At 58.0% G+C, this 21,921-nt stretch carries 20 protein-coding genes and 3 tRNA genes; 7 read left to right on the plus strand and 16 right to left on the minus strand.

Annotated features, from left to right (window positions below; genetic code table 11):
- Positions 1 to 124: 124 nt before the first annotated feature.
- The 16 genes from AC3ZVB_RS10815 to gacA all read right to left on the minus strand — a co-directional run bounded on the left by AC3ZVB_RS10815 (position 125) and on the right by gacA (position 14,478).
- The gene (locus AC3ZVB_RS10815; protein WP_490146513.1) at positions 125 to 433 is read right to left on the minus strand and encodes a hypothetical protein; all 309 of its coding nucleotides are present in this window, start codon (positions 431 to 433) and stop codon (positions 125 to 127) included.
- Between the two features lie 197 nt (positions 434 to 630).
- Positions 631 to 717, minus strand: a tRNA-Leu gene (locus AC3ZVB_RS10820).
- Positions 718 to 912: 195 nt separating this feature from the next.
- Positions 913 to 986: transfer RNA gene (locus tag AC3ZVB_RS10825), tRNA-Cys, on the minus strand.
- A gap of 211 nt (positions 987 to 1,197) precedes the next feature.
- Entirely contained in the window at positions 1,198 to 1,593 is a 396-nt protein-coding gene (gene nirD / locus AC3ZVB_RS10830; RefSeq protein WP_490146514.1) for a nitrite reductase small subunit NirD, read from the minus strand.
- A complete protein-coding gene (gene nirB / locus AC3ZVB_RS10835) occupies positions 1,593 to 4,154 on the minus strand; it encodes a nitrite reductase large subunit NirB (protein ID WP_490146515.1) in 2,562 nt (853 codons plus the stop codon). Before nirB ends, nirD begins: the two co-directional genes overlap by 1 nt.
- A 352-nt stretch (positions 4,155 to 4,506) precedes the next feature.
- Positions 4,507 to 5,676 carry an acetyltransferase domain-containing protein gene (locus AC3ZVB_RS10840; RefSeq protein WP_490146516.1) on the minus strand — a complete coding sequence of 390 codons (1,170 nt, stop codon included), beginning with the start codon at positions 5,674 to 5,676 and terminating at the stop codon, positions 4,507 to 4,509.
- Between the two features lie 248 nt (positions 5,677 to 5,924).
- The gene (locus tag AC3ZVB_RS10845) at positions 5,925 to 6,542 is read right to left on the minus strand and encodes a hypothetical protein (RefSeq protein ID WP_490146517.1); all 618 of its coding nucleotides are present in this window, start codon (positions 6,540 to 6,542) and stop codon (positions 5,925 to 5,927) included.
- Entirely contained in the window at positions 6,542 to 7,240 is a 699-nt protein-coding gene (locus AC3ZVB_RS10850; RefSeq protein WP_490146518.1) for a hypothetical protein, read from the minus strand. The genes AC3ZVB_RS10845 and AC3ZVB_RS10850 overlap by 1 nt, the downstream gene beginning before the upstream one ends.
- A gap of 52 nt (positions 7,241 to 7,292) precedes the next feature.
- Positions 7,293 to 8,054 carry a phosphate ABC transporter ATP-binding protein PstB gene (gene pstB / locus AC3ZVB_RS10855; RefSeq protein ID WP_218171024.1) on the minus strand — a complete coding sequence of 254 codons (762 nt, stop codon included), beginning with the start codon at positions 8,052 to 8,054 and terminating at the stop codon, positions 7,293 to 7,295.
- Positions 8,055 to 8,130: 76 nt separating this feature from the next.
- Positions 8,131 to 9,024, minus strand: coding sequence for a phosphate ABC transporter permease PstA (gene pstA, locus AC3ZVB_RS10860; protein ID WP_162436546.1), 894 nt, complete (start codon positions 9,022 to 9,024; stop codon positions 8,131 to 8,133).
- Positions 9,024 to 9,989 (minus strand): phosphate ABC transporter permease subunit PstC, encoded by a 966-nt coding sequence (gene pstC / locus AC3ZVB_RS10865; RefSeq protein ID WP_490146519.1) that lies wholly within the window; start codon positions 9,987 to 9,989, stop codon positions 9,024 to 9,026. Before pstC ends, pstA begins: the two co-directional genes overlap by 1 nt.
- A gap of 73 nt (positions 9,990 to 10,062) precedes the next feature.
- Positions 10,063 to 11,094 carry a phosphate ABC transporter substrate-binding protein PstS gene (gene pstS / locus AC3ZVB_RS10870; protein ID WP_490146520.1) on the minus strand — a complete coding sequence of 344 codons (1,032 nt, stop codon included), beginning with the start codon at positions 11,092 to 11,094 and terminating at the stop codon, positions 10,063 to 10,065.
- A 185-nt stretch (positions 11,095 to 11,279) separates the two neighbouring features.
- A tRNA-Gly gene (locus AC3ZVB_RS10875) sits at positions 11,280 to 11,355 on the minus strand.
- A 63-nt stretch (positions 11,356 to 11,418) separates the two neighbouring features.
- Positions 11,419 to 11,979, minus strand: a complete 561-nt coding sequence (gene pgsA, locus AC3ZVB_RS10880) for a CDP-diacylglycerol--glycerol-3-phosphate 3-phosphatidyltransferase (RefSeq protein WP_162436549.1) — start codon at positions 11,977 to 11,979, stop codon at positions 11,419 to 11,421.
- A 32-nt stretch (positions 11,980 to 12,011) separates the two neighbouring features.
- Positions 12,012 to 13,835, minus strand: coding sequence for an excinuclease ABC subunit UvrC (gene uvrC / locus AC3ZVB_RS10885; RefSeq protein ID WP_162436586.1), 1,824 nt, complete (start codon positions 13,833 to 13,835; stop codon positions 12,012 to 12,014).
- Between the two features lies 1 nt (position 13,836).
- Positions 13,837 to 14,478 carry a response regulator transcription factor GacA gene (gacA, locus tag AC3ZVB_RS10890; protein ID WP_082069126.1) on the minus strand — a complete coding sequence of 214 codons (642 nt, stop codon included), beginning with the start codon at positions 14,476 to 14,478 and terminating at the stop codon, positions 13,837 to 13,839.
- Between the two features lie 315 nt (positions 14,479 to 14,793).
- Here gacA and AC3ZVB_RS10895 point away from each other — a divergent pair, with 315 nt between their 5' ends.
- The 7 genes from AC3ZVB_RS10895 (at position 14,794) to AC3ZVB_RS10925 (ending at position 21,918) form a co-directional block, all read left to right on the plus strand.
- Positions 14,794 to 14,922: a hypothetical protein gene (locus AC3ZVB_RS10895; protein ID WP_490146521.1), complete on the plus strand. Its 129-nt coding sequence runs from the start codon at positions 14,794 to 14,796 to the stop codon at positions 14,920 to 14,922.
- Positions 14,923 to 15,259: 337 nt separating this feature from the next.
- Positions 15,260 to 16,339, plus strand: coding sequence for a 3-deoxy-7-phosphoheptulonate synthase (locus tag AC3ZVB_RS10900; RefSeq protein ID WP_490146522.1), 1,080 nt, complete (start codon positions 15,260 to 15,262; stop codon positions 16,337 to 16,339).
- A gap of 242 nt (positions 16,340 to 16,581) precedes the next feature.
- On the plus strand, positions 16,582 to 17,463 hold the full coding sequence (locus AC3ZVB_RS10905) for a lipase family alpha/beta hydrolase (RefSeq protein ID WP_490146523.1): 882 nt from the start codon (positions 16,582 to 16,584) through the stop codon (positions 17,461 to 17,463).
- Positions 17,464 to 17,547: 84 nt separating this feature from the next.
- Positions 17,548 to 17,829 carry a peptidylprolyl isomerase gene (locus tag AC3ZVB_RS10910; protein WP_162436552.1) on the plus strand — a complete coding sequence of 94 codons (282 nt, stop codon included), beginning with the start codon at positions 17,548 to 17,550 and terminating at the stop codon, positions 17,827 to 17,829.
- Positions 17,830 to 17,966: 137 nt separating this feature from the next.
- Complete coding sequence (locus AC3ZVB_RS10915) at positions 17,967 to 19,835, plus strand: extracellular solute-binding protein (protein ID WP_490146524.1); 1,869 nt, start codon at positions 17,967 to 17,969, stop codon at positions 19,833 to 19,835.
- On the plus strand, positions 19,835 to 20,896 hold the full coding sequence (locus AC3ZVB_RS10920; RefSeq protein WP_162436554.1) for a microcin C ABC transporter permease YejB: 1,062 nt from the start codon (positions 19,835 to 19,837) through the stop codon (positions 20,894 to 20,896). The genes AC3ZVB_RS10915 and AC3ZVB_RS10920 overlap by 1 nt, the downstream gene beginning before the upstream one ends.
- A complete protein-coding gene (locus AC3ZVB_RS10925) occupies positions 20,896 to 21,918 on the plus strand; it encodes an ABC transporter permease (RefSeq protein ID WP_162436555.1) in 1,023 nt (340 codons plus the stop codon). Before AC3ZVB_RS10920 ends, AC3ZVB_RS10925 begins: the two co-directional genes overlap by 1 nt.
- Positions 21,919 to 21,921: the final 3 nt, after the last annotated feature.

The following is a 21,921-nucleotide window of genomic DNA, read 5'->3' on the forward strand; positions in this document are numbered from 1 at the left end:
TCACGTGCTCGTCACACTGCCCAATCACACTGCAATCAGCCAAAAGGATTTGGCCACGTGCAAAAGAAAGCCCGGCCTGGTGCCGGGCTTTCGCGTTTTACTACGCTAGAGCAGTCGAACTCATTCAAGCGCCTGATTCAGGATCGCTAGCAGGCATGCCGCGAGCCTCCTGTTCATTTTCGTCCTGATCGTTCATCTGTGGGTCGGCCTTCGGGTTAGCGACGCGGCTGGCCGTACCCGCTTCTGGATGCTCACTCGATACCGAGTCAGTGGCAGCAACGTCGGCCATGTCTTCATCGACCGGCGACTCATCGTCCGCCGGTAACGGGACCTCTGGATCAGTTCTTCTAGGGTCGTGGCCCATTTCGTTATCGGTGCCACTCATTACGCCCTTCTGGGAAATATTCCCGGGTGCATTTTCATCAATGTCCATACTCGCTCTCCCTTGTGAAACGCAGAATTGCGCGTGCTTAGCATTGAGAGACGGCCGAGGATCCTAAGTGCCAGACGATGGACGAACGGCGGATACAAAAAACCCAGCGCGATGGCTGGGCTTATGAAGTGACGAATGCGGATCAGAAACAAACAAAGGTTTGCGACAGCTTTCGCCCGCAAACCTTTGATTTAAGATGGTGCCCGAAGCCGGAATCGAACCGGCACGCCCTTACGAGCGGGGGATTTTAAGTCCCATGCGTCTACCAGTTTCGCCATTCGGGCGGTAGCGCGGTGAAGCTGTCTGGAGGCGGGTCAACGACCCTTACACCACTCAGACGCTTGTGCAGCAGAGGTGGAAATATATACATCCCGCCCCGGTGAAGCAAGTTCGCATCTGGCATTTTCAAGACTAAATCTTGCCAGGCGGTGCAAATAAAAAAGCTCCGTAAATCATCGATCTACGGAGCTTGTTTAAAGTGGAGGCCGAGGTCGGAATCGAACCGGCGTAGGTGGATTTGCAATCCACTGCATAACCATTTTGCTACTCGGCCTCAAACGTTTGATGTCATGTAGCACAACACCCTACGCATACAAACTTGGATTTAGATACAAGATCTAAGCCCTTGAAAACATTGAGCTTTTTAAGCGGTCAGTGCTTTCGATGGCGTGAATTATGGACTGATTTACGGAGGCTGGCAACCCCTTGATTTCAAAAAAAATTATCCAGCCCGGCATTTATTCTGCCGGGCCTTTTTTGCCTTATTAACCACGACCCCGGCAGTCGATTTCCACGTCTCCCCTGCTCAACCGCACCGGCCAGACACGCAGGCACTGTTGCGGATACTCGAGGCAGGTGCCGTCCTCAAGACGGAAGTGCTGCTTGTAAATAGGCGACGCCACCACCAGTTCACCCTTGATATCGGCGATCAAACCGCGACCAATGACATTGGCCCCGGATTTCGGGTCGTGGTTGTCGATAGCGTAGAGGATCTTGCCTTGCGCGTCTGGCAGGTAAAACAGCGCGACTTGTGCGCCGTCGAGCCACACCACGACCCCGGAGTTGATGACCAGATCCTGCTCGCTGCACACCGATTGCCAGACCGCGTCCTGTTCAGACGCCAGAGTGTCATGGGTGCGCAGGGTATTTAATGGGTTCATCAGACAATCTCCTCGCGGACTGGAATAAGGTTGAGTTCGCTGGCCATGATTGGCCGCCGCTGCCCTCGTTCCTCGACAAAGTGGATGTCCGGGTCCGGACGCTTATCGTTGACGAAGGTGCGGAAGCGCTTGAGCTTATCCGGGCTTTTCAGCGCATTGGCCCATTCGCATTCATAGCGACTGACCACCAGCTGCATCTGCGATTCGAGTTCATCACCAAGCCCGAGGCTGTCGTTGATGATCACTTCCTTCAAGTAATCCAGGCCGCCCTCCAGGCTTTCACGCCAGACCGATGTGCGCTGCAGTTTGTCGGCCGTGCGGATGTAGAACATCAGGAAGCGGTCGATGTAGCGGATCAGGGTCGCATCGTCGAGGTCGGTGGCAAACAGCTCGGCGTGGCGCGGGCGCATGCCGCCGTTGCCGCATACGTAGAGGTTCCAGCCCTTCTCGGTAGCGATCACGCCAACGTCTTTACTCTGCGCCTCGGCACATTCGCGGGTGCAGCCGGACACGGCGAACTTGAGCTTGTGTGGCGAGCGCAATCCCTTGTAACGATCCTCAATCAACAGCGCCATTTTCACACTGTCCTGAACGCCGTAACGGCACCAGGTGCTGCCAACGCATGACTTGACTGTACGCGTCGATTTACCGTACGCGTGGCCGGTTTCGAATCCCGCCTCAATCAACTCCGCCCAGATGTCTGGCAGTTGATGCAGTTGCGCGCCGAACAGGTCAATTCGCTGGCCACCGGTGATTTTGGTGTAGAGCTCGTATTTTTTCGCGACCACCCCAATCGCGATCAGCTTGTCGGCTGTGATTTCACCCCCGGCTATTCGCGGCACGACTGAATAGGTGCCGTTTTTCTGCATGTTGGCCATGAAGGTGTCGTTGGTGTCCTGAAGTGGCACCAGCGATGGATCCATGATGGGCTGGTTCCAGCACGAGGCGAGAATCGAGCCCACCGCCGGCTTGCACACATCACAGCCCGTGTGACCGCTACCGTGTCTGGCCAGCAGTTCTTCGAAGGTGATCACCCCTTCCACACGCACCAGCGCGTAGAGTTCCTGGCGAGTGTAGGCAAAGTGTTCGCACAGACTTTTGTCGACATTGACGCCACGCGCGGTCAACTCGTGCTCGAAGACTTGCTTGAGCAACCCGGCACAGCCTCCGCAGCCGGTACAGGCCTTGGTTTGCGACTTGAGTTGAGCCAGATCGGTGCAGCCGCTATCGATGGCTGAGCAGATCGAGCCCTTGGTGACGTTGTGACACGAACACACCGTGGCCGATTGGGGCAATGCGCCTGGTCCAAGCGTTGGTGCGCCCCCGGACGATGACAGAATCAAGCCAGCCGGTTCCTTTGGCAGTGCAATCGCGTTCTGCATGTATTGCAGCAGCGTGTCGTAGTAGCTGTTATCACCGACCAATACAGCGCCGAGCACCTGTTTACCCGTGGCATCTACCACCAGGCGTCGATAGCTGGAGGTGCTCTCGTCGATAAATTGAAAACTACGTGCGCCCGGAGTAATACCGTGAGCATCGCCAATGGAGCCCACGTCGACGCCCAATAGCTTGAGCTTGGTCGACATGTCGGCGCCCATAAACGGCTCGGCGACCTGCTTGCAAAGCCTGGCCGCCACACTGCGCGCCATTTGATACCCCGGCGCCACCAGGCCGAACAGGCTGCCGTTCCATGAGGCACATTCGCCAATGGCGTAAATGTCTGGATCGCTGCTGAGGCACGCGTCGTCGATGACCACCCCGCCGCGTGGCCCGATCGCCAGCGCGCATTGACGAGCCAGTGCGTCTTGCGCACGAATGCCGGCGGAGAACACGATCAGGTCGGTTTCGAGGAATTCATCATTGGCGAAATTCATCCGGTACCGGTAATGCTCGCCGGCGCTGATCGATTGTGTCGCTCGCGACAGGTGCACACCGACGCCCAGCTTTTCGATTTGCGCCTTGAGCGCCAGGCCGCCGTGTTCGTCCAGTTGCACAGGCATCAAGCGCGGAGCGAATTCGACGACATGGGCTTCCAGGCCCAGACTCTTCAGTGCATTGGCTGCCTCAAGCCCGAGAAGCCCTCCTCCCACGACCACACCACGTCGCGCGTTGGCAGCGGCGGCTCGAATAGCGTCCAGGTCTTCGAGCGTGCGGTACACCAAGCGTGAATCGTCCTGCGCGCCTTCAATTGATGGCACAAATGGGTACGAACCCGTTGCCAGGATCAGTTTGTCGTACGCGACCGAGCCTTGGGCGGTAATCACCTCATGGCGGGCGCGGTCGATCTCTAGGACCGGCACGCCCAGATGCAACGTAACACCCGGAGTCTGGTAAAGCGCGGCTTCGCTGAGCGCCAGCGCCTCAGCGTCCCGCCCGGTGAAATACTCGGAAAGATGCACGCGATCATAGGCGCGTACGGGCTCCTCGCTGAAGACGTGCACCCGGTAATGATTAAGGGCGCCGCGCTCAATCAACTGCTCGACACAGTGATGTCCGACCATGCCATTACCGATCACGATCAGCGTCTGCAACTTGTTCAACGTGGCAACAATGGAGTTCATAAATAGCACCCGGCCAAAGCCCGTCACGGAAAAAAAGCAAAAAAAAACGCCTGAAACCTTTCGGTTCCAGGCGTCTTTGCCTGTTCGTTTGCGGCGTTAAAACCGGACGTCTCTGCCCGATCCACCGCTGCTGCCCACGACCTGTGCGGCCAATCGGTCGTCGTTGACCGTGAGGGCTGCCCATTCGAATGTTCTCGCAATGGGCCTGTTCAACGTAATGCAGCGTTTGTGCCAGATCGTTACTACGCCCCTATGCGCGGGCCTAAGCTCGGGCAGACGCACTCAGGAAGCCCCGTCCACTGCCATGCCATAGTGCAGCGAACGCTCCGCGGCCTTATAAAAGTGCACGTCCTTACAGGTATTTGAGCCAGGCAATATCCCGACGTCGTGCTTTCAGTTCAGCGAACCAGTTGACCGGCCGATACAGCGCAATGGCCATGACAGCGGCGGCCAGCCAGACAGACGCTACCGAGTCAAAAGCGAACCATGCCCCCTGGTTCAATCCAAACAACGCGACCGCCATGATGTACAGCACCTTCAGGGCGTATAGATGTAATAAGTAAAAGAACATCGGGGCCGATCCAAATACCGTCAGCGGACGCAGCCAGCGGCTTTTCTGCACGCGCTCGAACCCCAGCAGCAACAGCAAACCCACGCTCAAGGTCAGCGTCACGAACAGCAAAGACGGCGGATACTTGGTGATATTGAAAAAGCTCATCAGTGTCTGCACGCCCGTATCTCCCGCAGACCAGGGCTTCTCGCCGTAACCATTGAGCAGGCGCAACGCGATGAAAACGCAAAGCCCGATGGCGCCGCATAGCAATAGTTGCCGTTGACGCTTGCGAGCATCCATTGCCCGGCTGAACCAGGGCCCGATGGCGTAGCCAAGACCGATGACACCTATCCACGGCAGCACCGGGTAAGAAGTCCGCAGACGCAAGCCTTCACTCAACTCGATCCAGCCCCGGTCATGAAGAATGGCCCACGGGAGGTGCATGACCGAATCCACCGGAAAATGAAGCGCGTCCAATGCGTTGTGTCCGGCGATGATTACCAGGCTCAGCAACAGCAATAAAGCTCGAGGCAGCCAGACCATCACCGAGAGCGCAATCATGCTCAAACCGATGGCCCAGATCACCTGCAGGTAAATCACCGAGGGTGGAAACTGAAACGTCCAGGCAAAGTTCACCAAGGTGAACTCAAGCACCACCAGAAACAGCCCGCGCTTGAACAGAAAGCTGCACACATCAGCCTTGCCCGCGTATTTCTCGCCGTACAACCAGGCTGATAGACCGGTGAGCAGTACAAATACGGGAGCGCACAGATGTGCGAGTGTCCGGCTGAGGAACAGTGCAGGTTCCGTCGTGGCAATGTCCATGGGGTCGGACACTTGCCGATGCAGGAAAAAGGTTTCGCGGACATGGTCAAGCAGCATGAGCACAATCACCATGCCTCTTAACGCATCGATGGACGTAAGCCGGCTGTTCGCCTGGCCGGTGGAGAGAGTCGCCGTATTCGTCATGGAGATTTCGCGATACCAAGGGTTGATAAATGTGTGCCTCAGGCAGATCGCCGCAAAGCTTACATTGTTACCCTATAACATCACTAGCTGAAATTTGAGTGCATACCCGCTGAATGAAATCCAGGCGCAAAGCGCACAAGCAAAAACGCCACTCTAAACAAGTGGCGTATTTGCTGATTGGGAGCATGAGACTCACACCTGGCTGCGGTCCCGGGGCTCTCATCCCAACAGTATTTGAGGTAAAGAACTCAAGAGGAAAAAGCCTCTGAACGCGCCGGCTGCTTGTACCGTTGTGGTTGCTGCCAGGCGAGTTGCGCCTGGACGTGTGCGACAGCATCCAGGACTTTTTGTGCCCAGTTCTCATCCTGCGGATCCACCACAACCACGCGAAAACCATGGTCATGCCCCTCAATGCGCACGCCCTCGGAGTCATCGACATGCAGGTCGATATCGAATGCGGGAGGATATTTCGAGGGAGTGTTCGTTAGCCCGTGTGCTGTCAGGGCACGATTATGCAGCACGCTGTTGACCACACCGTCTACGCGGATGCCATACAGCATGAGCCAACGCTGAATGTAGGAAGGCGTTCGACCGGACGAGGTGTAGACCCAGATACTGCAACCCTGACGGCGCAGCTCACGCGTAAGGGAGCGTGTTCCCATGCGCAACGGCTCGCCCAGCCAACGGTGAATGCAGGCCGGCAGCCGGCTGTGCTCGACGGCGCTGTGGTCGAGCTGACAAGCCAATGTGTCATCGATATCGAACGAAATACGGATACGCGGACGCTGGACCGAGATCAATGGGATGGCTTGCCACACTCGGCCGATCGCGGCCCGGCATTTTGACAGCGCTGGAGACTCGCTCATCAACGGCCTCCCTGAACAATGGCTAGCGGCGTTTCGTCCAGGAAAAACTTCTTCGGATCAGGCGCCTGTTCTTCCAGGAAGGCTGCATATTTTTTCTTGATCTTGGGTAATTCGTACAGTGCCTTGACGCCGTGCTTGGCGGAGTTGCGTATGACCGATGACGGGTTGAAATAGCCCTCGGCGTTTTCCAGCGTCAGCACGAATGGCGGCAAGCCTGCACGCATGAGCAAATAACTGACGATAAGCGACCCGGTGCGGTTGTTACCTTCAATGAACAACTGCGGCTTGCTGAGGATGCGCACATACACGCCCGCCGCGCGCTTCCACACGGACTCGCTGTGATAGGCGCAATACCAGTTGTACAGATCCTTTATTCCCCCCTCCACATTGTTGAAGAAGTGCTCTTCCGTAGCCGCGAGGTGTTGGGCGTACTCAAGCCGGCGCGCCGGGTCTCGGCCGCACAGCACGGTGGCATTGATCTCCAGCATCAGGTTCAGTTGCTGGAGATCAAACAGGTCGACGCCACGTGCGACATAGTCATCAATCAGCGCATAGCCTTCGAGCACGTTCTGCAACACCTCGTCGGTCAAGGGATCTCGCGGCTCGGTAAAGTGCCGGCTGAGCTCGGCAAAACGGCCCTGCACTTTGCGCAGTGCTCGTTCTATCGCGGGTAAATCAAGACGACGCGTTGCAGACATTGGCGATCCTGCGAATCCGTAAAATAAAAAACTAAAACGAGACGTGTGCCGCTTAGCTGAATTTGCCGCTGATGTAATCCTCGGTCATTTGCTCACGCGGGCTGCCGAAGATCTGGGCGGTCGGGCCCATCTCTACCAGGTAGCCGGTGCGCGTGCCCTGGGAAATATCCACCGAGAAAAAGGCTGTCGTATCGGCCACGCGGATGGCCTGCTGCATGTTGTGAGTCACCAAGGCGATGGTGTAGTCCTTCTTCAACTCGACCATCAGCTCTTCAACCCGGCGAGTGGCTATCGGGTCAAGCGCTGAACACGGCTCATCCAGCAACAGCACTTCCGGTTCAGTGGCAATGGCGCGGGCGATGCACAGCCGTTGCTGCTGACCGCCGGAGAGCGACAGCCCGCTGACCTTGAGCTTGTCCTTGACCTCATCCCATAACGCGGCGCCCTGCAAGGCGTGCTTGACGCGGTCGCCCAGGTCACCTTTATAGCGATTGAGGCGCAGGCCGAAGGCAACGTTGTCGAAGATGCTCATCGAGAACGGATTCGGCTGCTGGAACACCATGCCGATGTAGCGGCGTACCACCACGGGATCAACGCCCTTGCCGTACACGTCCTGCCCCAGAAAATGTACATGGCCTTCGAAACGGAACCCTTTGACCAGGTCATTCATTCGGTTAAGGCTGCGCAGCACGGTGCTTTTACCGCAGCCCGACGGACCGATGAACCCGGTGATCTTGTTTTTTTCAATCGGCACATGGCTGTCGCGTACCGCCATGAAGTTGCCGTAGAAAATCTTGTCGAGCTTGCAGTCCATGACCACAGGTGTCTTGGTAACAAACGGAGCGGCTATTTGCGCAGTTGATACGTTCAAAATTCAGGTGCTCCCGTTCTCAATACTTGGGCTTGCCGAAAATACGGCTCAATATATTCACGACCAGCACGATCATCACCAGCACCAGCGAGGCCGCCCATGCGAGCTCCAGCTGGTTGTCGAAGGGCATGCCGGAGAAGTTGTAAATCAGCACGGCAAGCGATGCCGTCGGGTTCATCACCGCGAGGCTGCCGTCGTGGTAGATCCAGTAGTTGCTGAACAGCGCGGTAAACAACAGCGGCGCGGTTTCGCCTGCTGCGCGTGCCACGGCCAGCATCACGCCTGTGAGGATCGCCGGCATGCCGGTCGGCAAGATGATTTTCCAGATCACCTGCGAGCGCGTGCAGCCCATGCCGTACGCCGCATCCTTCATGATCTTGGGCACCATCCTCATCGACTCTTCAGCCGTCAGTACAACGATGGGCAGCATCAGTACCGCCAGTGCCACGCCGCCTGCCGGCGCCGAGTAAGTACCGGTGGTCATCACCACCAGGGCGTAGGCAAACACCCCGGCCAGGATGGAAGGCAGCCCCGTAAGCATCTTGGCGGCAAAGCGGGCGGTGTTTGCCAGCTTGCTGTCGGGCCCGAGTTCAGCCAGGAAGATGGCGGCCATGATGCCGACCGGAACCGCGATGGCGGCGGCGATACCGACCATCACGAAGGTGCCTGCCATCGCGTTGCCAAAGCCTCCACCCGTCTCGAAACCGGTGGGCGGCAATTCGGTGAATACTTCCAGGCTCAAGCGTGCCCCGCCCCGCATGATCAGCATGTACAGCACGGAAATCAGCGGGACGCTGGCCAGCACCGCACCGGTCCACACCAGCGTGGTCAACACGAGGCTGCGCAGGGCGCGGCCTTCGAACTTGCGCTGCAGGCTCGGCACGGCGGTGATAGGGGACGTGAGGTCAGTCATTATTTGTTACCCCGCTGGGCGTAGAGCATGATCATGGAACCGAGGACGTTCACCAGCAGCGTGATGAACATCAGCACCAGTGCGGCATACATCAACACCTCGATCTCGTTGGGACCGGCTTCGGGGAAGTTCAGCGCCAACAAGGCAGCCAATGTGTTGGCCGGCGCAAACAGAGAAAGCGAAATGTTGTTGGCGTTGCCCACCAGCATGGCCAGCGCCATGGTTTCACCCAGCGCGCGACCCAGGCCGAGGACCAGGGAGCCGAAAATGCCGGTGGCGGCGGATGGCACCATCACCTTGAGAATCGCTTCCCAATGGGTGGTCCCCATGCCGTAGGCCGCCTGTTTGGTTTTCATCGGTACGCCGGTCAGGGCGTCCTGCGAAACGGCAGCGATGGTTGGCAGAATCATGATGGCCAGTACCAGCGCCGCAGGCAGCAGTCCCGGACCGCTCAAGGACGTGCTGAAAAAAGGAATCCAACCCAGTTCGCTGTTCAACCACGCCGTAAGGGGGCGGATCGCCGGGATTACCACGTAAATCCCCCACAGGCCATAAACGACGCTGGGGATGGCCGCGAGTAATTCGACGATAGTGCGAAACACCGCTGCCAGCTTCGCCGGCAGGAAATCCTGGGTGAGGAAGATCGCCATGCTGACGCCGAAAACGCCTGCGATCAGCAACGCGATAAAGGCACTGTAAAGCGTGCCCCAAATCGCCGGCAGAATGCCGTACTTGCCTTGGTTAACGTCCCAGACGCTGCCAAAGATCACGTCAAAACCGTGTTTTTCCATGCCAGGAAGGGCCTTGCGTCCCACCTCGAAAACCAAGGCAAAGACCAACGCCAGAATCAGAACCACCCCTATTCGCGCAAGCGCACGGAAGGTGCGATCAACCAGGAAGTCCTTCGTGGAAGGCGGCTGGCAGGCCGAACCCGGGTTAACCGGTACGACAAAAGGTGTGTTCATTGGCTAATTCCGGTACAGGGGGAAAACTCCCCCGGCAGGCTGAACGCGCACGCCGAGAGAGGCCTTACGAGCGTTACTGAATGTTGGCGGACGCTTTGCGAACCTGATCGACAACCGATTGCGGCAACGGGATGTAACCCATCGAATCGGCGATTTTCTGCCCCTCGGTCAGGCTGTATTCGACCATTTCGCGCATGGCCTTGGCCTTGGCCGGGTTACCGTTGTCCTTGCGGAAGATCATCCAGGTGTAGGAAGTGATCGGGTAGGACTTGGCACCGTCCGGATCCGGCAGCCAGGCCACCAGGCTTTCCGGCATGTTCACCGCGGCCAGGGCCTCGGCACCGCTTTCGGCGTTCGGTACGACGTAATGACCGGCCTTGTTCTGCAACTGGGCGAAGTCGACCTTGGCCAGCTTGGCGAAGCCGTATTCGATATAGCCAATGGCGCCCGGGGTCTGGCGCACGGTGGCTGTGACGCCATCGTTTTTCGGCGATTTGATGAATTTGTCACTGGCTGGCCAGTTGACCGTGTTGCCTTCACCCAGCGCCTTTTGGAACTCCGGGTTGATCGTTGACAGGTGCTTGGTGAACACCGCAGTGGTACCGCTGGAGTCTGCACGTACGACGACGGTAATCGGCGTATCAGTCAGCTTCAGGTCCGGGTTGGCGGCAGCGATCTGCGGATCGTTCCACTTGGTGATCTTGCCCAGGAAGATATTGGAGTAAACATCCCGTGGCAGCTTCAGGCCCTTGGGGTTGCCTGGCAGGTTATAGGCCAGCACGATTTCGCCCGCCGTCATCGGCAGCAACTGTGCGCCTTCGGCAACTTTGGCGATGTCTTCGTCTTTCATGGCCGAATCACTGGCGGCGAAATCGACGGTTTTATTCAGGAAGTCCTGCACACCCGCGCCGCTGCCTTTGGATTGATAATCCACAGTGACACCTGCGGTTTTCTTGCTGAAATCCTTGAACCAGGTGAGGTAGATCGGGGCCGGGAAACTGGCGCCGGAACCGGTCAGACGAACGCTTTCCGCAGCGAAAGTCATCGAGCTGGCACAAAGAGAAACCGCAACGGCGAGTGCAGCAGACTTCATCAAGCTTTTCATTCAGGGAACTCCTTGTGATTTCGGGCTCCCGTACTCTGCAATAGGATTGTTACGCTTTTATGAAAATTGAATGGCAATGTGCGTTTAGCCCGCTTTTTGCCACAAAACGAAAAAAGACGCCGAAGCGTCTTCTAAAATTTCAGGCAAAAAAAAGCCACTCTATTGAGTGGCTTTTTCTTTGTATTTGGAGCGGGAAACGAGACTCGAACTCGCGACCCCGACCTTGGCAAGGTCGTGCTCTACCAACTGAGCTATTCCCGCGTCTTGGTGTGGCGCATTCTATAGAATCCAGAAGCCCCGTCAACCCTTTGATTCAAAAAAGTTTTATTTCTTTTCAACGTCGGTCTTCAGATGCGGCCACGCAGCCCGCAGGTACTGGACCATCGACCACAACGTCAGTCCGGCTGATACCAACAGCAAGCCATAACCCACCAATACCCAGAAGGTGAAGTCTGACGGATTGGCCAGCAGGATCACCAGTGCCAACATCTGCGCAGCGGTTTTCCATTTACCCAGGTTCGACACCGCCACATGAGCGCGGGCACCGAGTTCGGCCATCCACTCACGCAGTGCCGACACGACAATTTCACGACCGATGATGACGGCGGCCGGCAGCGTAAGCCACAAGTTACCGTGTTCTTGCACCAGCAACACCAGCGCAACGGCGACCATCAGCTTGTCGGCAACCGGGTCGAGAAAAGCCCCGAACGGCGTGCTTTGCTCCAGACGGCGGGCCAGATAACCATCCAGCCAGTCCGTAGCGGCGGCAAATGCAAACACCGAAGCGGACGCCATGTAGCTCCAATGGTATGGCAGGTAAAACAACAGTATGAAGATCGGGATGAGCAGGACGCGTAGAACGGTAATCAGATTAGGGATATTCATCGGCACAACTGGCTACGAGGTGAGGTGGCATTCTACTCGCTGTGCAGGTTTGCATAAATCAACTCTGCGAGTTTTTTACTGATCCCGGGCGCTTTGGCGATCTCTTCGATGCTGGCACGAGACAGCTCTTGCAATCCACCAAAATGTTTAAGCAAATCGCGCCGACGTGTCGGCCCGACCCCGGCTACGCCTTCAAGCGTAGACGTACGGCGGGTTTTGCCGCGACGGGCGCGGTGCCCGGTAATGGCGAATCGGTGAGCTTCATCACGAATTTGCTGGATTAGATGCAGTGCCGGCGAATCCCCACGCAACGTGAACTCATGCGCTGCATCATTCAGGTACAAAGTTTCGAAGCCGGCCTTTCGGGTTGCCCCCTTGGCCACACCCAGCAGAATCAGGTCGGGTACCGCCAACTCGTTGAGTACATCACGCGCCATCGACAGCTGACCTTTACCACCGTCCACCAGCAGAATGTCCGGTAATTTGCCCTCCCCGTCCTTCAGCTTGCTGAAACGACGGGTCAACGCCTGGTGCATGGCGGCGTAATCATCGCCTGGGGTAACGCCTTCAATGTTGTAACGACGGTAATCCGATTTGATCGGACCTTCCGGGCCGAACACCACGCACGACGCCACCGTCGCCTCGCCGCTCGAGTGACTGATGTCATAGCACTCGAGGCGCTGTGGAGGCTCATCCAGGTTCAGTACTTCTGCCAGCGCATCGAAACGCGCGGCGACATGCTGCCGGTTGGCCAAGCGCGCACCCAGTGCCTGTTCGGCATTGGTCACCGCCAATTGTTGCCAGCGGGCTCGCGTACCCCGCACCCGATGACTGATCGACAGTTCACGGCCGCGCAATTCCTCAATGGCTGCGATCAGCGTAGGAAAGTCTTCATGCACCACGTTGACGATCAACTCGCTCGGCAAGTCGCGTTCCGGGCTGCTGATGAAGTAATGCCCAAGAAAAGCCGCCATGACTTCGGAAACGTCTTCATCAATACCAACTTGAGGGAAGTAGTTCTTGCTGCCCAGAACCCGGCCGCCCCGCACGCTGATCAAATGAACGCAGGCGCCGCCCGGATTGACGAACGCGGCGATCACGTCGACATCACCAGTCCCGCCTTCCATGCTTTGCTGATCCTGAACCCGGCGCAGCAGCGATATCTGGTCCCGCAACTCGGCCGCCCGCTCGAACTCGAGGTTGATCGCCGCCTCTTCCATGGCGGCGGACAATTCGTCGGTCAGCGCATTGCTGCGCCCTTCCAGGAACATCACCGAGTGCCGGACGTCCTCGGCGTAAACCTCGGGCTCGACCAGTCCGACGCAGGGTGCCTTGCAACGTTTGATCTGGTATTGCAGGCAAGGGCGCGTGCGGTTCTTGTAGTAGCTGTCTTCGCACTGACGAACAAAAAACGTCTTCTGCAGCAAGCTGAGGCTTTCGCGAATCGCACCAGCGCTGGGGTAAGGACCGAAATATTTGCCCTTGGCCTTCTTCGCACCGCGATGGATGCTCAGACGAGGAAATTGACCATCTGAAAGGAAGACATAAGGATAGGATTTGTCGTCCCGCATCAGGATGTTGTACGGCGGACGCCATTCCTTGATCAGCGTCTGCTCGAGCAACAAAGCTTCGGTTTCGTTAGACGTGATCGTCGTCTCGACCTGCGCGATACGCGCGACCAGTGCTGCAGTCTTGGGGGCGAGACCGGATTTGCGGAAGTAACTGGACAGGCGACTCTTGAGATTCTTGGCCTTGCCGACGTAGAGCAGGCGCGCATCGCTGTCGAACATGCGATACACACCGGGACGCCCACTGACCGTCGACAGAAAAGCGCTTGGATCGAAAATTTCAGTCATTTCAGAGGCTGGCATCAACCATGCCGTGACGAACCGCCAACAGCGTCAACTCGACGTCGCTGCTGATCGAAAGCTTTTCGAAAATGCGGTATCGGTAGGTGTTTACGGTTTTTGGCGACAGGCACAATTTATCGGAGATTATCTGGACTTTCTGGCAACCGACGATCATCAGCGCGATCTGGATTTCCCGCTCGGACAAGGCGTCGAACGGCGAATCGCTAGTGGGCTGGAAAGACTTGATGGCAAGTTGCTGGGCGATCTGCGGACTGATGTAGCGCTGGCCGGCAAATACCAGGCGAATGGCCTGGACCATTTCGGGCAAACCGGCTCCTTTGGTCAGGTAACCCGCGGCCCCCGCCTGCAACAGTCGTGTAGGAAACGGATCTTCCTCGCACACGGTGACCGCAACGACTTTGATGTCGGGATGACTGCGCAGCAACTTGCGCGTGGCTTCAAGACCGCCGATACCGGGCATCTTCACATCCATCAGGACCACGTCCGGCTTCAATTCTCGCGCCTTGAGCAGGGACTCTTCCCCTGACTCAGCCTGGCCGACCACTTGCAGGCCATCGATGTCAGCCAGCATTCGTGTAATGCCTGTACGAACGAGATCATGGTCATCGACTACTAGCACCCTAATCAAGCAGACACCTCGCGCAATGGGCTTGTTGGTTGCCGGACACCTTAGCAAAAAGCAACTGGCAGACCTAGCGGCAAGCGCTATATAAAAAGTTTCAATACGTCTTGTAAGGCTTGTCGCATGCGTGCTTCAGAGGTCAACCAGCGGTATGGCGAGCAATGACCAGCAAATCTCGTGACTAATCAACAGGCACCGCTCGTGCTATACCTCTTTGGAGCGCTCAAGCGATAGGAAAGGCCAACGGCAGCCGATAGCAATTTCTGATTGAATCCACGTACCCGCCTCTAGTAAGCTCGGCGCATCCATCGGAGACAGACCATGTTCAACACCCTTTCACAGCTTCGTACCGCCAGCGCCTTGCGCTCGGTTGCGGCTGTCCGGGTGAAAGACGTTTGTGCTCCGGTCAGCTTTTATTTTGGGTATTGGTTTAGCCACTGGCGCGCCTGATACCCACACGGCGCCCACTTTAAACGGGTCGCCACCAGAGAATTCTCAACCCCCGGTCGGCCTCCCGACCGGGGGTTTTGTTTTTTCAGCCCCACACATTTTTAGCGACACACCAGACATCTCGAGGATTTAGAAAATGAACTACGCCACTTATTACCGTTACGACTTTTTTACCGCCTGGCGATTTACCAGCCTCCGCTCGGGACAGCCTGCCGCCTCCGATCGGTCACCCACAGGTGGCAAGCACACACACGCAGCCAATCCGGCTAATTGTCGAACACCCCACTAGGGCCGAGCGCGCGGGAACGAACCCGCCGCCAGCCCAGGAAGCCCGAACATGAACTCGTCCGTCTCTGCTCTGCCACTGTCCAACTTGAGCCCGGCCAATGAAGCGCTGACCCTGCGTCTGCCCAGCTCGTTGCAGCTCAAACAGCAATTACCCCTCAGCAACACCCTGACCCAGCAAGTCGCCGCCCATCGCCAGGCGATCCGCGCGATTCTCAACGGTGAAGACTCCCGTTTGCTGGTCATCGTCGGCCCTTGCTCGATTCACGACCCTCAGTCAGCCCTGGAATACGCCGCCCACCTCGCGCGCCTGGCATCCGACGTCAGTGATCAGATGTTGCTCGTCATGCGCGCCTACGTCGAAAAACCCCGCACCACTGTCGGCTGGAAAGGCCTGGCCTACGATCCGCACCTGGACGGCAGCGACGACATGGCCGGCGGCCTGACCCTGTCGCGCGAACTGATGCGCGAAATGATCCAGCTCGGATTGCCGATTACCACTGAACTGCTGCAGCCCATGGCGGCAGGCTACTTCGACGACCTGCTCAGTTGGGTTGCCATTGGTGCGCGCACCACCGAATCGCAAATTCACCGGGAAATGGCCAGCGGCCTGAACATGCCGGTAGGCTTCAAGAACGGCACCGATGGTGGAGTCGGTGTCGCCAGCGACGCCATGCGCTCGGCCGCTCATCCACATCGTCATTTCGGCGTCGACAGCCAAGGGCATCCGGCAATCATCCAGACACCCGGAAACCCGGACACCCATCTGGTATTGCGCGGCGGTCATCGCGGGCCAAACTATGATCGCGACAGCGTTGCTCAAATACACAGCGACCTGACCCGACTCAAGATCCCGGCGCGAATCATGGTCGACTGCAGCCATGCCAATAGCGGCAAAGACCCGCTGCGCCAACCGGCAGTGTTCAACGACGTCCTGGAACAACGCCTGCAAGGCAATCGCTCGCTGATCGGCATGATGATCGAGAGTCATCTGTTCGAAGGTTGCCAGCCGCTGAGCGCTTCGCTGCGTTACGGCGTTTCCGTGACTGACGGCTGCCTGGGTTGGAGCGGGACGGAGCACTTGTTGCGAGAGGCAGCGCAGCAGTTGCGCGAACAACACAGCGCTCGATAGCCCGCGTAATCAGCGATCTCCTTCCAGTCTTCAAACGAGGGCTGGAAGGTTGTTTCCCACTATGAAATAGCGATCTTGAAATAACGACACCCGCGAAACACCCCGCACCCACCCGCGATTTTTCTCACTCCCCTACTCCGTTTTCACCACAGGACAGCGGCTTTTTCAGACATCCCGCGGCATGACAGTGCATTAGAGTGAGGCGCAGTACACGACCCTAACTCTCGAAAAAAGGGATGAACATGCAACGGAATGCACAGACTCAGTACCCGATCCTGCTGGTCCACGGGCTATTCGGCTTTGATCGGATCGGCACGCTGGAACACTTCCATGACATCAGGCCGGCCCTGCGATTCGCCGGTGCCAGGGTCTTCGTACCTCAGCTGTCCGCGACACACAGCAACGAGGCGCGCGGCGAGCAGCTCTTGGCACAGATCGAACGGGTACTGGAAGGCACCGGGCACGACAAAGTCAACCTGATCGGGCATAGCCAAGGCGCACTGGCGTCACGCTATGCCGCGGCGATCGCGCCACAAATGGTCGCCTCGGTCACGTCGGTCAGCGGCCCTAATCACGGTTCGGAACTGGCCGACTTCCTGCGCAAAGCGCTGACCCCTGGTGGCCTGCCAGAACAGGTCGCCGAGACCGTGGCGACCTTGTTCGCCGACTTCCTGTCGTTGCTCAGTGGCCAACCACAAATGCCCCAGAACGCCATTGCGGCACTGACTGCCCTGACCACCGAAGGTGTCGGCGCCTTTAATCTGAAATACCCGCAAGGGTTACCGACGCAATGGGGTGGCATGGGGCAGCAGAAGGTTGGCGGGGTTCACTACTATTCCTGGAGCGGCACCTTGCAGGGCAGCATTCTCGACGACGGGCTGAATGCGCTCGATCCCCTGCATTTCCTGTCCCGCGCCTTTTCTCACTACTTCATTAACGAGGCCGATCAGAATGATGGCCTGGTTGGGCGCTTCAGTTCTCACCTGGGCAAAGTGATCCGCTCCGACTATCCGCTGGATCACCTGGGCACCATTAACCAGACTGCCGGTCGCACCTGGAAAAGCGTCAACCCGGTGGAGCTGTATGTGGAGCATGCGGATCGCTTGCGAAAGGCCGGTCTGTGATACCGCAAGGAACTTTGAGAAGAATTAGGCCACTGAATCCGGTACGCTCAGCACTTTACTGAACATTAAATGGAGAGTTTTCCCATGCCTAAAGCTACTGCCCGTCACATCCTGGTTGCCAGCGAAGACAAGTGCAACGAACTGAAGTCCCAAATCGAAGGCGGCGCTGATTTCGCCGAAGTCGCCAAAGCCAACTCCACTTGCCCATCGAGCCGCCAGGGCGGTGATCTGGGCTCGTTCGGTCCAGGCCAGATGGTCAAGGAATTCGACACCGTCGTTTTCAGCGCACCCATCAACGTTGTGCAAGGTCCGGTCAAGACCCAGTTTGGCTACCACCTGCTGGAAGTGACCAGTCGCCAGGACTGATCAATCCGCGAAGTCTTTCTTATAACGGCCCGCCTTTTTGGTGGGCCGTTGTGTTTGCGACGTGTAATACGGCTGGCGAGGGATGCGCCGCTAGCGTACAAATTGCGGATATCGACCATCCGGCTTTAAGGCTGACAATGCGACTGGCTTTCCCTACTTTGTTGTTCACTGCCGTAGCCCTGCTGTTGGGCGCTGCCGGTGTGAATGCAGCACCGCAACATGCGCTGACCGTCTACGGCGAACCGGCAAAGTATCCTGCCGGATTCAGTCATTTTGCCTACACCAATGCGCAAGCCCCCAAGGGCGGCACGATGCGCCGTTCGGCGGTGGAAATCGGTCACTTCGACCACATTCTCCCGTACATCGACAAAGGCATCGGCGTCACGCAGATCGACGGCATGCTCTACTCCCCGCTCGCCCAGCGTTCGATGGACGAGCCTTACACCGTGTACGGCCTGGTGGCACAGAAAATGGAGCGCGCCGAAGACGGTTTGTCCTTGCGCTTCTACCTCAATCCAAAAGCCCGTTTTGCCGACGGCAAGCCCATCACCGCTGAAGACGTGCGCTACACCTTCGATTTGCTGATGACCCAGGGCAGCCTGCGTTATCGCACCCAGTTCGCCGACGTGAAAGGCGTCGAGATCGAATCGCCGCTGACCGTCCGGTTCGATTTCAAAAGCAATGAAAACCGCACCCTGCCGCTGGACATCGCGACCCTGCCGGTGTTTCCCGAGCACTGGTGGAAGACCCGTGATTTTGCCGGCGGCGGTGGATACGAAGCGCCATTGGGCAGCGGTCCGTACAGGGTCGGCAAAGTCGACTCCGGGCGCAGCATCACCTTCGAGCGCAATGCCGACTGGTGGGGCAAGGACCTGCCGGTCAGCCGTGGGCTCTACAATTTCGATCATTTCAGCATTGAGTATTTCGGCGACACCGACGTGGCGCGTCAGGTGCTGCGCGGCGGCGCTTATGATTACAACCGCGAATTCTCCGCCACGGGTTACTCCATCGGCTACGACAGCCCTGCCCTGAGCGATGGACGACTGCAGAAAGCGCATTTGGCGACCCAGGCACCGCAACCCAGCCAGGGCTTTGTTTTCAATCTGCAAAACCCGATGTTCCAGGATCGCCGCACGCGCCAGGCATTGGCCATGCTCTGGGATTTCGAATGGAGCAACCGGCAGATGATGCGCAACCTGTACATCCGCCAGCAGAGCTATTTTTCCAACACTGACCTGGCCGCCCGCCATCTACCGGACGCTGGCGAGCTGGCGATTCTTGAGCCCTTGCGCGGGCAAGTGCCGGACGAAGTGTTCACCAAGGTCTTCGAAGCACCGAAAACCGATGGCAGCGGCGTGATACGCGACAAGCAGTTGCAAGCTCTGGAGCTGCTCGAACAGGCCGGATGGAAACCGGACGGCGATCAACTGGTCAACGCCGATGGCAAATCGCTGAACTTCACCTTTTTGGTCAGCCAAAACGGCATGGACCGTCTGCTCTTGCCCTACAAGCGTACGCTGAAGCAGATCGGCATCGACATGAACATCCGCCGTATCGACGCGTCCCAGTACGTCAACCGCCTGATGAGCCGCGACTACGACATGATCGTCACGGGCTACCCGGTGACCACGTCGCCCGGTGGCGAGCTGCTGAATTATTTCGGCTCGGTCTCGGCCAACGACCCCGGCGCCAACAACTACATGGTGCTGAAAAACCCTGCGGTCGACACCCTGATCAACGGCCTGATCCGCGCTACCACCCAGGTCGACATGCTGCGCTACGCCCACGCACTGGACCGGGTGTTGCAGTGGAATTACTACTGGATCCCCAACTATTACCCGCCCGGATCTTCCACCGTGTGGTGGAACCGTTTCGGCATGCCCAACGAACAGGCGAGCAATGACGAGGCCATCGAAAGCTGGTGGGAAGTGAGCACCACGCCGCTGACCAATCAGCAAATGACCGCCGAACGCATTACCCGCGGCAAACCCGGAGGACCGCATTGATGTGGGCTTATATAGCGCGTCGCCTGCTATTGATCATCCCGACGCTGGTGATCATTCTTCTGGTCAACTTCGTCATCGTCCAGGCGGCGCCGGGCGGCCCGGTGGAACAAGCCATCGCGCACCTGCAAGGCATCGGCGGCGCAAGTGTCAGCGGTGGCTCCGGCGAAACCCTGTCCGGCACCTCACGGGCCAGTCGTGGGCTCGACCCTCAATTGATCAAGGAGATCGAAAAGCAGTACGGCTTCGACAAGCCCGCCCACGAACGCCTGTGGCTGATGCTCACCAGCTACGCCCGCCTGGACTTCGGCAAAAGCTTCTTCCGCGGCGCCACCGTCACCGACCTGATCCTGGAAAAAATGCCGGTGACGATTTCCCTCGGCCTCTGGGCAACGCTGATCACCTACCTGGTGTCGATCCCGCTGGGCATCCGCAAGGCCGTGCGCCACGGCAGCCACTTCGACATCTGGAGCAGCACCGCGATCATCATCGGCTATGCCATGCCGGCGTTCCTGTTCGCGATGTTCCTGATCGTGGTGTTCGCCGGCGGCACTTCGCTGAACTGGTTTCCGGTGCGCGGGCTGGTCTCGGACAACTTCGAGTCACTGTCCACCGTGGGCAAGATCGCCGACTACTTCTGGCACCTGGTGCTGCCCGTCACGGCGCTGGTCATCGGCGGTTTCGCCACCCTGACCATCCTGACCAAGAACTCTTTCCTCAATGAAATCACCCGCCAATACGTGGTCACTGCCCGCGCCAAGGGCATGAGCGAACGTCGCGTTCTCTACGGCCATGTATTCCGCAATGCCATGCTGCTGGTCGTTTCGGGCATTCCCCAGGCGTTCATCAGTGTGTTCTTCGCCGGCTCGCTGCTGATCGAGGTCATTTTCTCCCTCGATGGCCTGGGCCGCATGAGTTACGAAGCAGCCGTCTCACGGGATTACCCGGTGGTGTTCGGCTCGCTGTTCATCTTCACGCTGTTTGGCCTGCTGATAAAACTGGTCGGCGACCTCTGCTACACCCTGGTCGACCCGCGTATCGATTTCGCCGCGAGGAACGCCTGATGCTCAAGCTCTCGCCGCTGGGTCGCCGGCGCTTCGAACGCTTCAAGAAAAACCGTCGTGGGTGGTGGTCGCTGTGGCTGTTCATCGGCCTGTTCCTGCTCACCCTCGGCGGTGAACTGATCGCCAACGACAAACCGCTGGTCGTGAGCTATCAGGGCGAGCTGTACTTCCCGGCATTCAAACGACACACCGAACAGGAGTTCGGCGGGCAACTGCCGTTCCAGGCCGATTACCGTAGCGATTACGTGAAAAAACTGATCGAGAAGGACGGCGGCTGGATGCTGTTCCCGCCGATTCCGTTCAGCGATGACACGCCCAACTACGACCTGAGCAAACCGGCGCCCAGCCCACCCTCAAGTGTCAACTGGCTGGGCACTGACGACCAGGCGCGCGACGTCTTGGCCCGTGTGATTTTCGGCGCTCGGGTGTCGATTTTGTTCGCGCTGATGCTAACCGTTGTCAGCGCCCTCATCGGCATCGCCGCCGGTGCACTGCAAGGGTATTACGGCGGCTGGGTGGACCTTCTTGGCCAGCGCTTGCTGGAAGTCTGGTCCGGTCTGCCCGTGCTTTATTTGCTGATTATTCTCTCTGGATTTGTCGAGCCGAATTTCTGGTGGCTACTGGGGATCATGGCGCTGTTTTCCTGGCTGGCCCTGGTCGATGTGGTGCGCGCCGAGTTCTTGCGCGGACGCAACCTGGAATACGTCAAGGCCGCCCGGGCACTGGGGCTGACTGATCGTAAAGTCATCGTGAGGCACATTCTGCCCAACGCGATGAACGCGACCCTGAGCTATCTGCCCTTCATCCTGACCGGAGCGATTTCGACACTTACGGCGCTGGATTTCCTCGGTTTCGGCATGCCGGCGGGGAGCGCGTCGCTGGGCGAACTGATTGGTCAGGGCAAGCAAAACCTGCAAGCGCCGTGGCTGGGATTGACCGCGTTCTTTACCCTCGCACTGATTTTGTCCTTGCTGGTGTTTATCGGCGAGGCGCTGCGTGATGCCTTTGATCCGCGATCTTGATCC

The organism is Pseudomonas sp. MDV22-iso1, assembly GCF_058145095.1.

Coding starts and splice junctions, on each gene's coding strand:
- AC3ZVB_RS10815 (WP_490146513.1), bottom strand. CDS start 433: ATGGACATTGATGAAAATGCACCCGGGAATATTTCCCAGAAGGGCGTA.
- nirD (WP_490146514.1), bottom strand. CDS start 1,593: ATGAACCCATTAAATACCCTGCGCACCCATGACACTCTGGCGTCTGAA.
- nirB (WP_490146515.1), bottom strand. CDS start 4,154: ATGAACTCCATTGTTGCCACGTTGAACAAGTTGCAGACGCTGATCGTG.
- AC3ZVB_RS10840 (WP_490146516.1), bottom strand. CDS start 5,676: ATGACGAATACGGCGACTCTCTCCACCGGCCAGGCGAACAGCCGGCTT.
- AC3ZVB_RS10845 (WP_490146517.1), bottom strand. CDS start 6,542: ATGAGCGAGTCTCCAGCGCTGTCAAAATGCCGGGCCGCGATCGGCCGA.
- AC3ZVB_RS10850 (WP_490146518.1), bottom strand. CDS start 7,240: ATGTCTGCAACGCGTCGTCTTGATTTACCCGCGATAGAACGAGCACTG.
- pstB (WP_218171024.1), bottom strand. CDS start 8,054: ATGGACTGCAAGCTCGACAAGATTTTCTACGGCAACTTCATGGCGGTA.
- pstA (WP_162436546.1), bottom strand. CDS start 9,024: ATGACTGACCTCACGTCCCCTATCACCGCCGTGCCGAGCCTGCAGCGC.
- pstC (WP_490146519.1), bottom strand. CDS start 9,989: ATGAACACACCTTTTGTCGTACCGGTTAACCCGGGTTCGGCCTGCCAG.
- pstS (WP_490146520.1), bottom strand. CDS start 11,094: ATGAAAAGCTTGATGAAGTCTGCTGCACTCGCCGTTGCGGTTTCTCTT.
- pgsA (WP_162436549.1), bottom strand. CDS start 11,979: ATGAATATCCCTAATCTGATTACCGTTCTACGCGTCCTGCTCATCCCG.
- uvrC (WP_162436586.1), bottom strand. CDS start 13,835: ATGACTGAAATTTTCGATCCAAGCGCTTTTCTGTCGACGGTCAGTGGG.
- AC3ZVB_RS10895 (WP_490146521.1), top strand. CDS start 14,794: ATGTTCAACACCCTTTCACAGCTTCGTACCGCCAGCGCCTTGCGCTCG.
- AC3ZVB_RS10900 (WP_490146522.1), top strand. CDS start 15,260: ATGAACTCGTCCGTCTCTGCTCTGCCACTGTCCAACTTGAGCCCGGCC.
- AC3ZVB_RS10905 (WP_490146523.1), top strand. CDS start 16,582: ATGCAACGGAATGCACAGACTCAGTACCCGATCCTGCTGGTCCACGGG.
- AC3ZVB_RS10910 (WP_162436552.1), top strand. CDS start 17,548: ATGCCTAAAGCTACTGCCCGTCACATCCTGGTTGCCAGCGAAGACAAG.
- AC3ZVB_RS10915 (WP_490146524.1), top strand. CDS start 17,967: ATGCGACTGGCTTTCCCTACTTTGTTGTTCACTGCCGTAGCCCTGCTG.
- AC3ZVB_RS10920 (WP_162436554.1), top strand. CDS start 19,835: ATGTGGGCTTATATAGCGCGTCGCCTGCTATTGATCATCCCGACGCTG.
- AC3ZVB_RS10925 (WP_162436555.1), top strand. CDS start 20,896: ATGCTCAAGCTCTCGCCGCTGGGTCGCCGGCGCTTCGAACGCTTCAAG.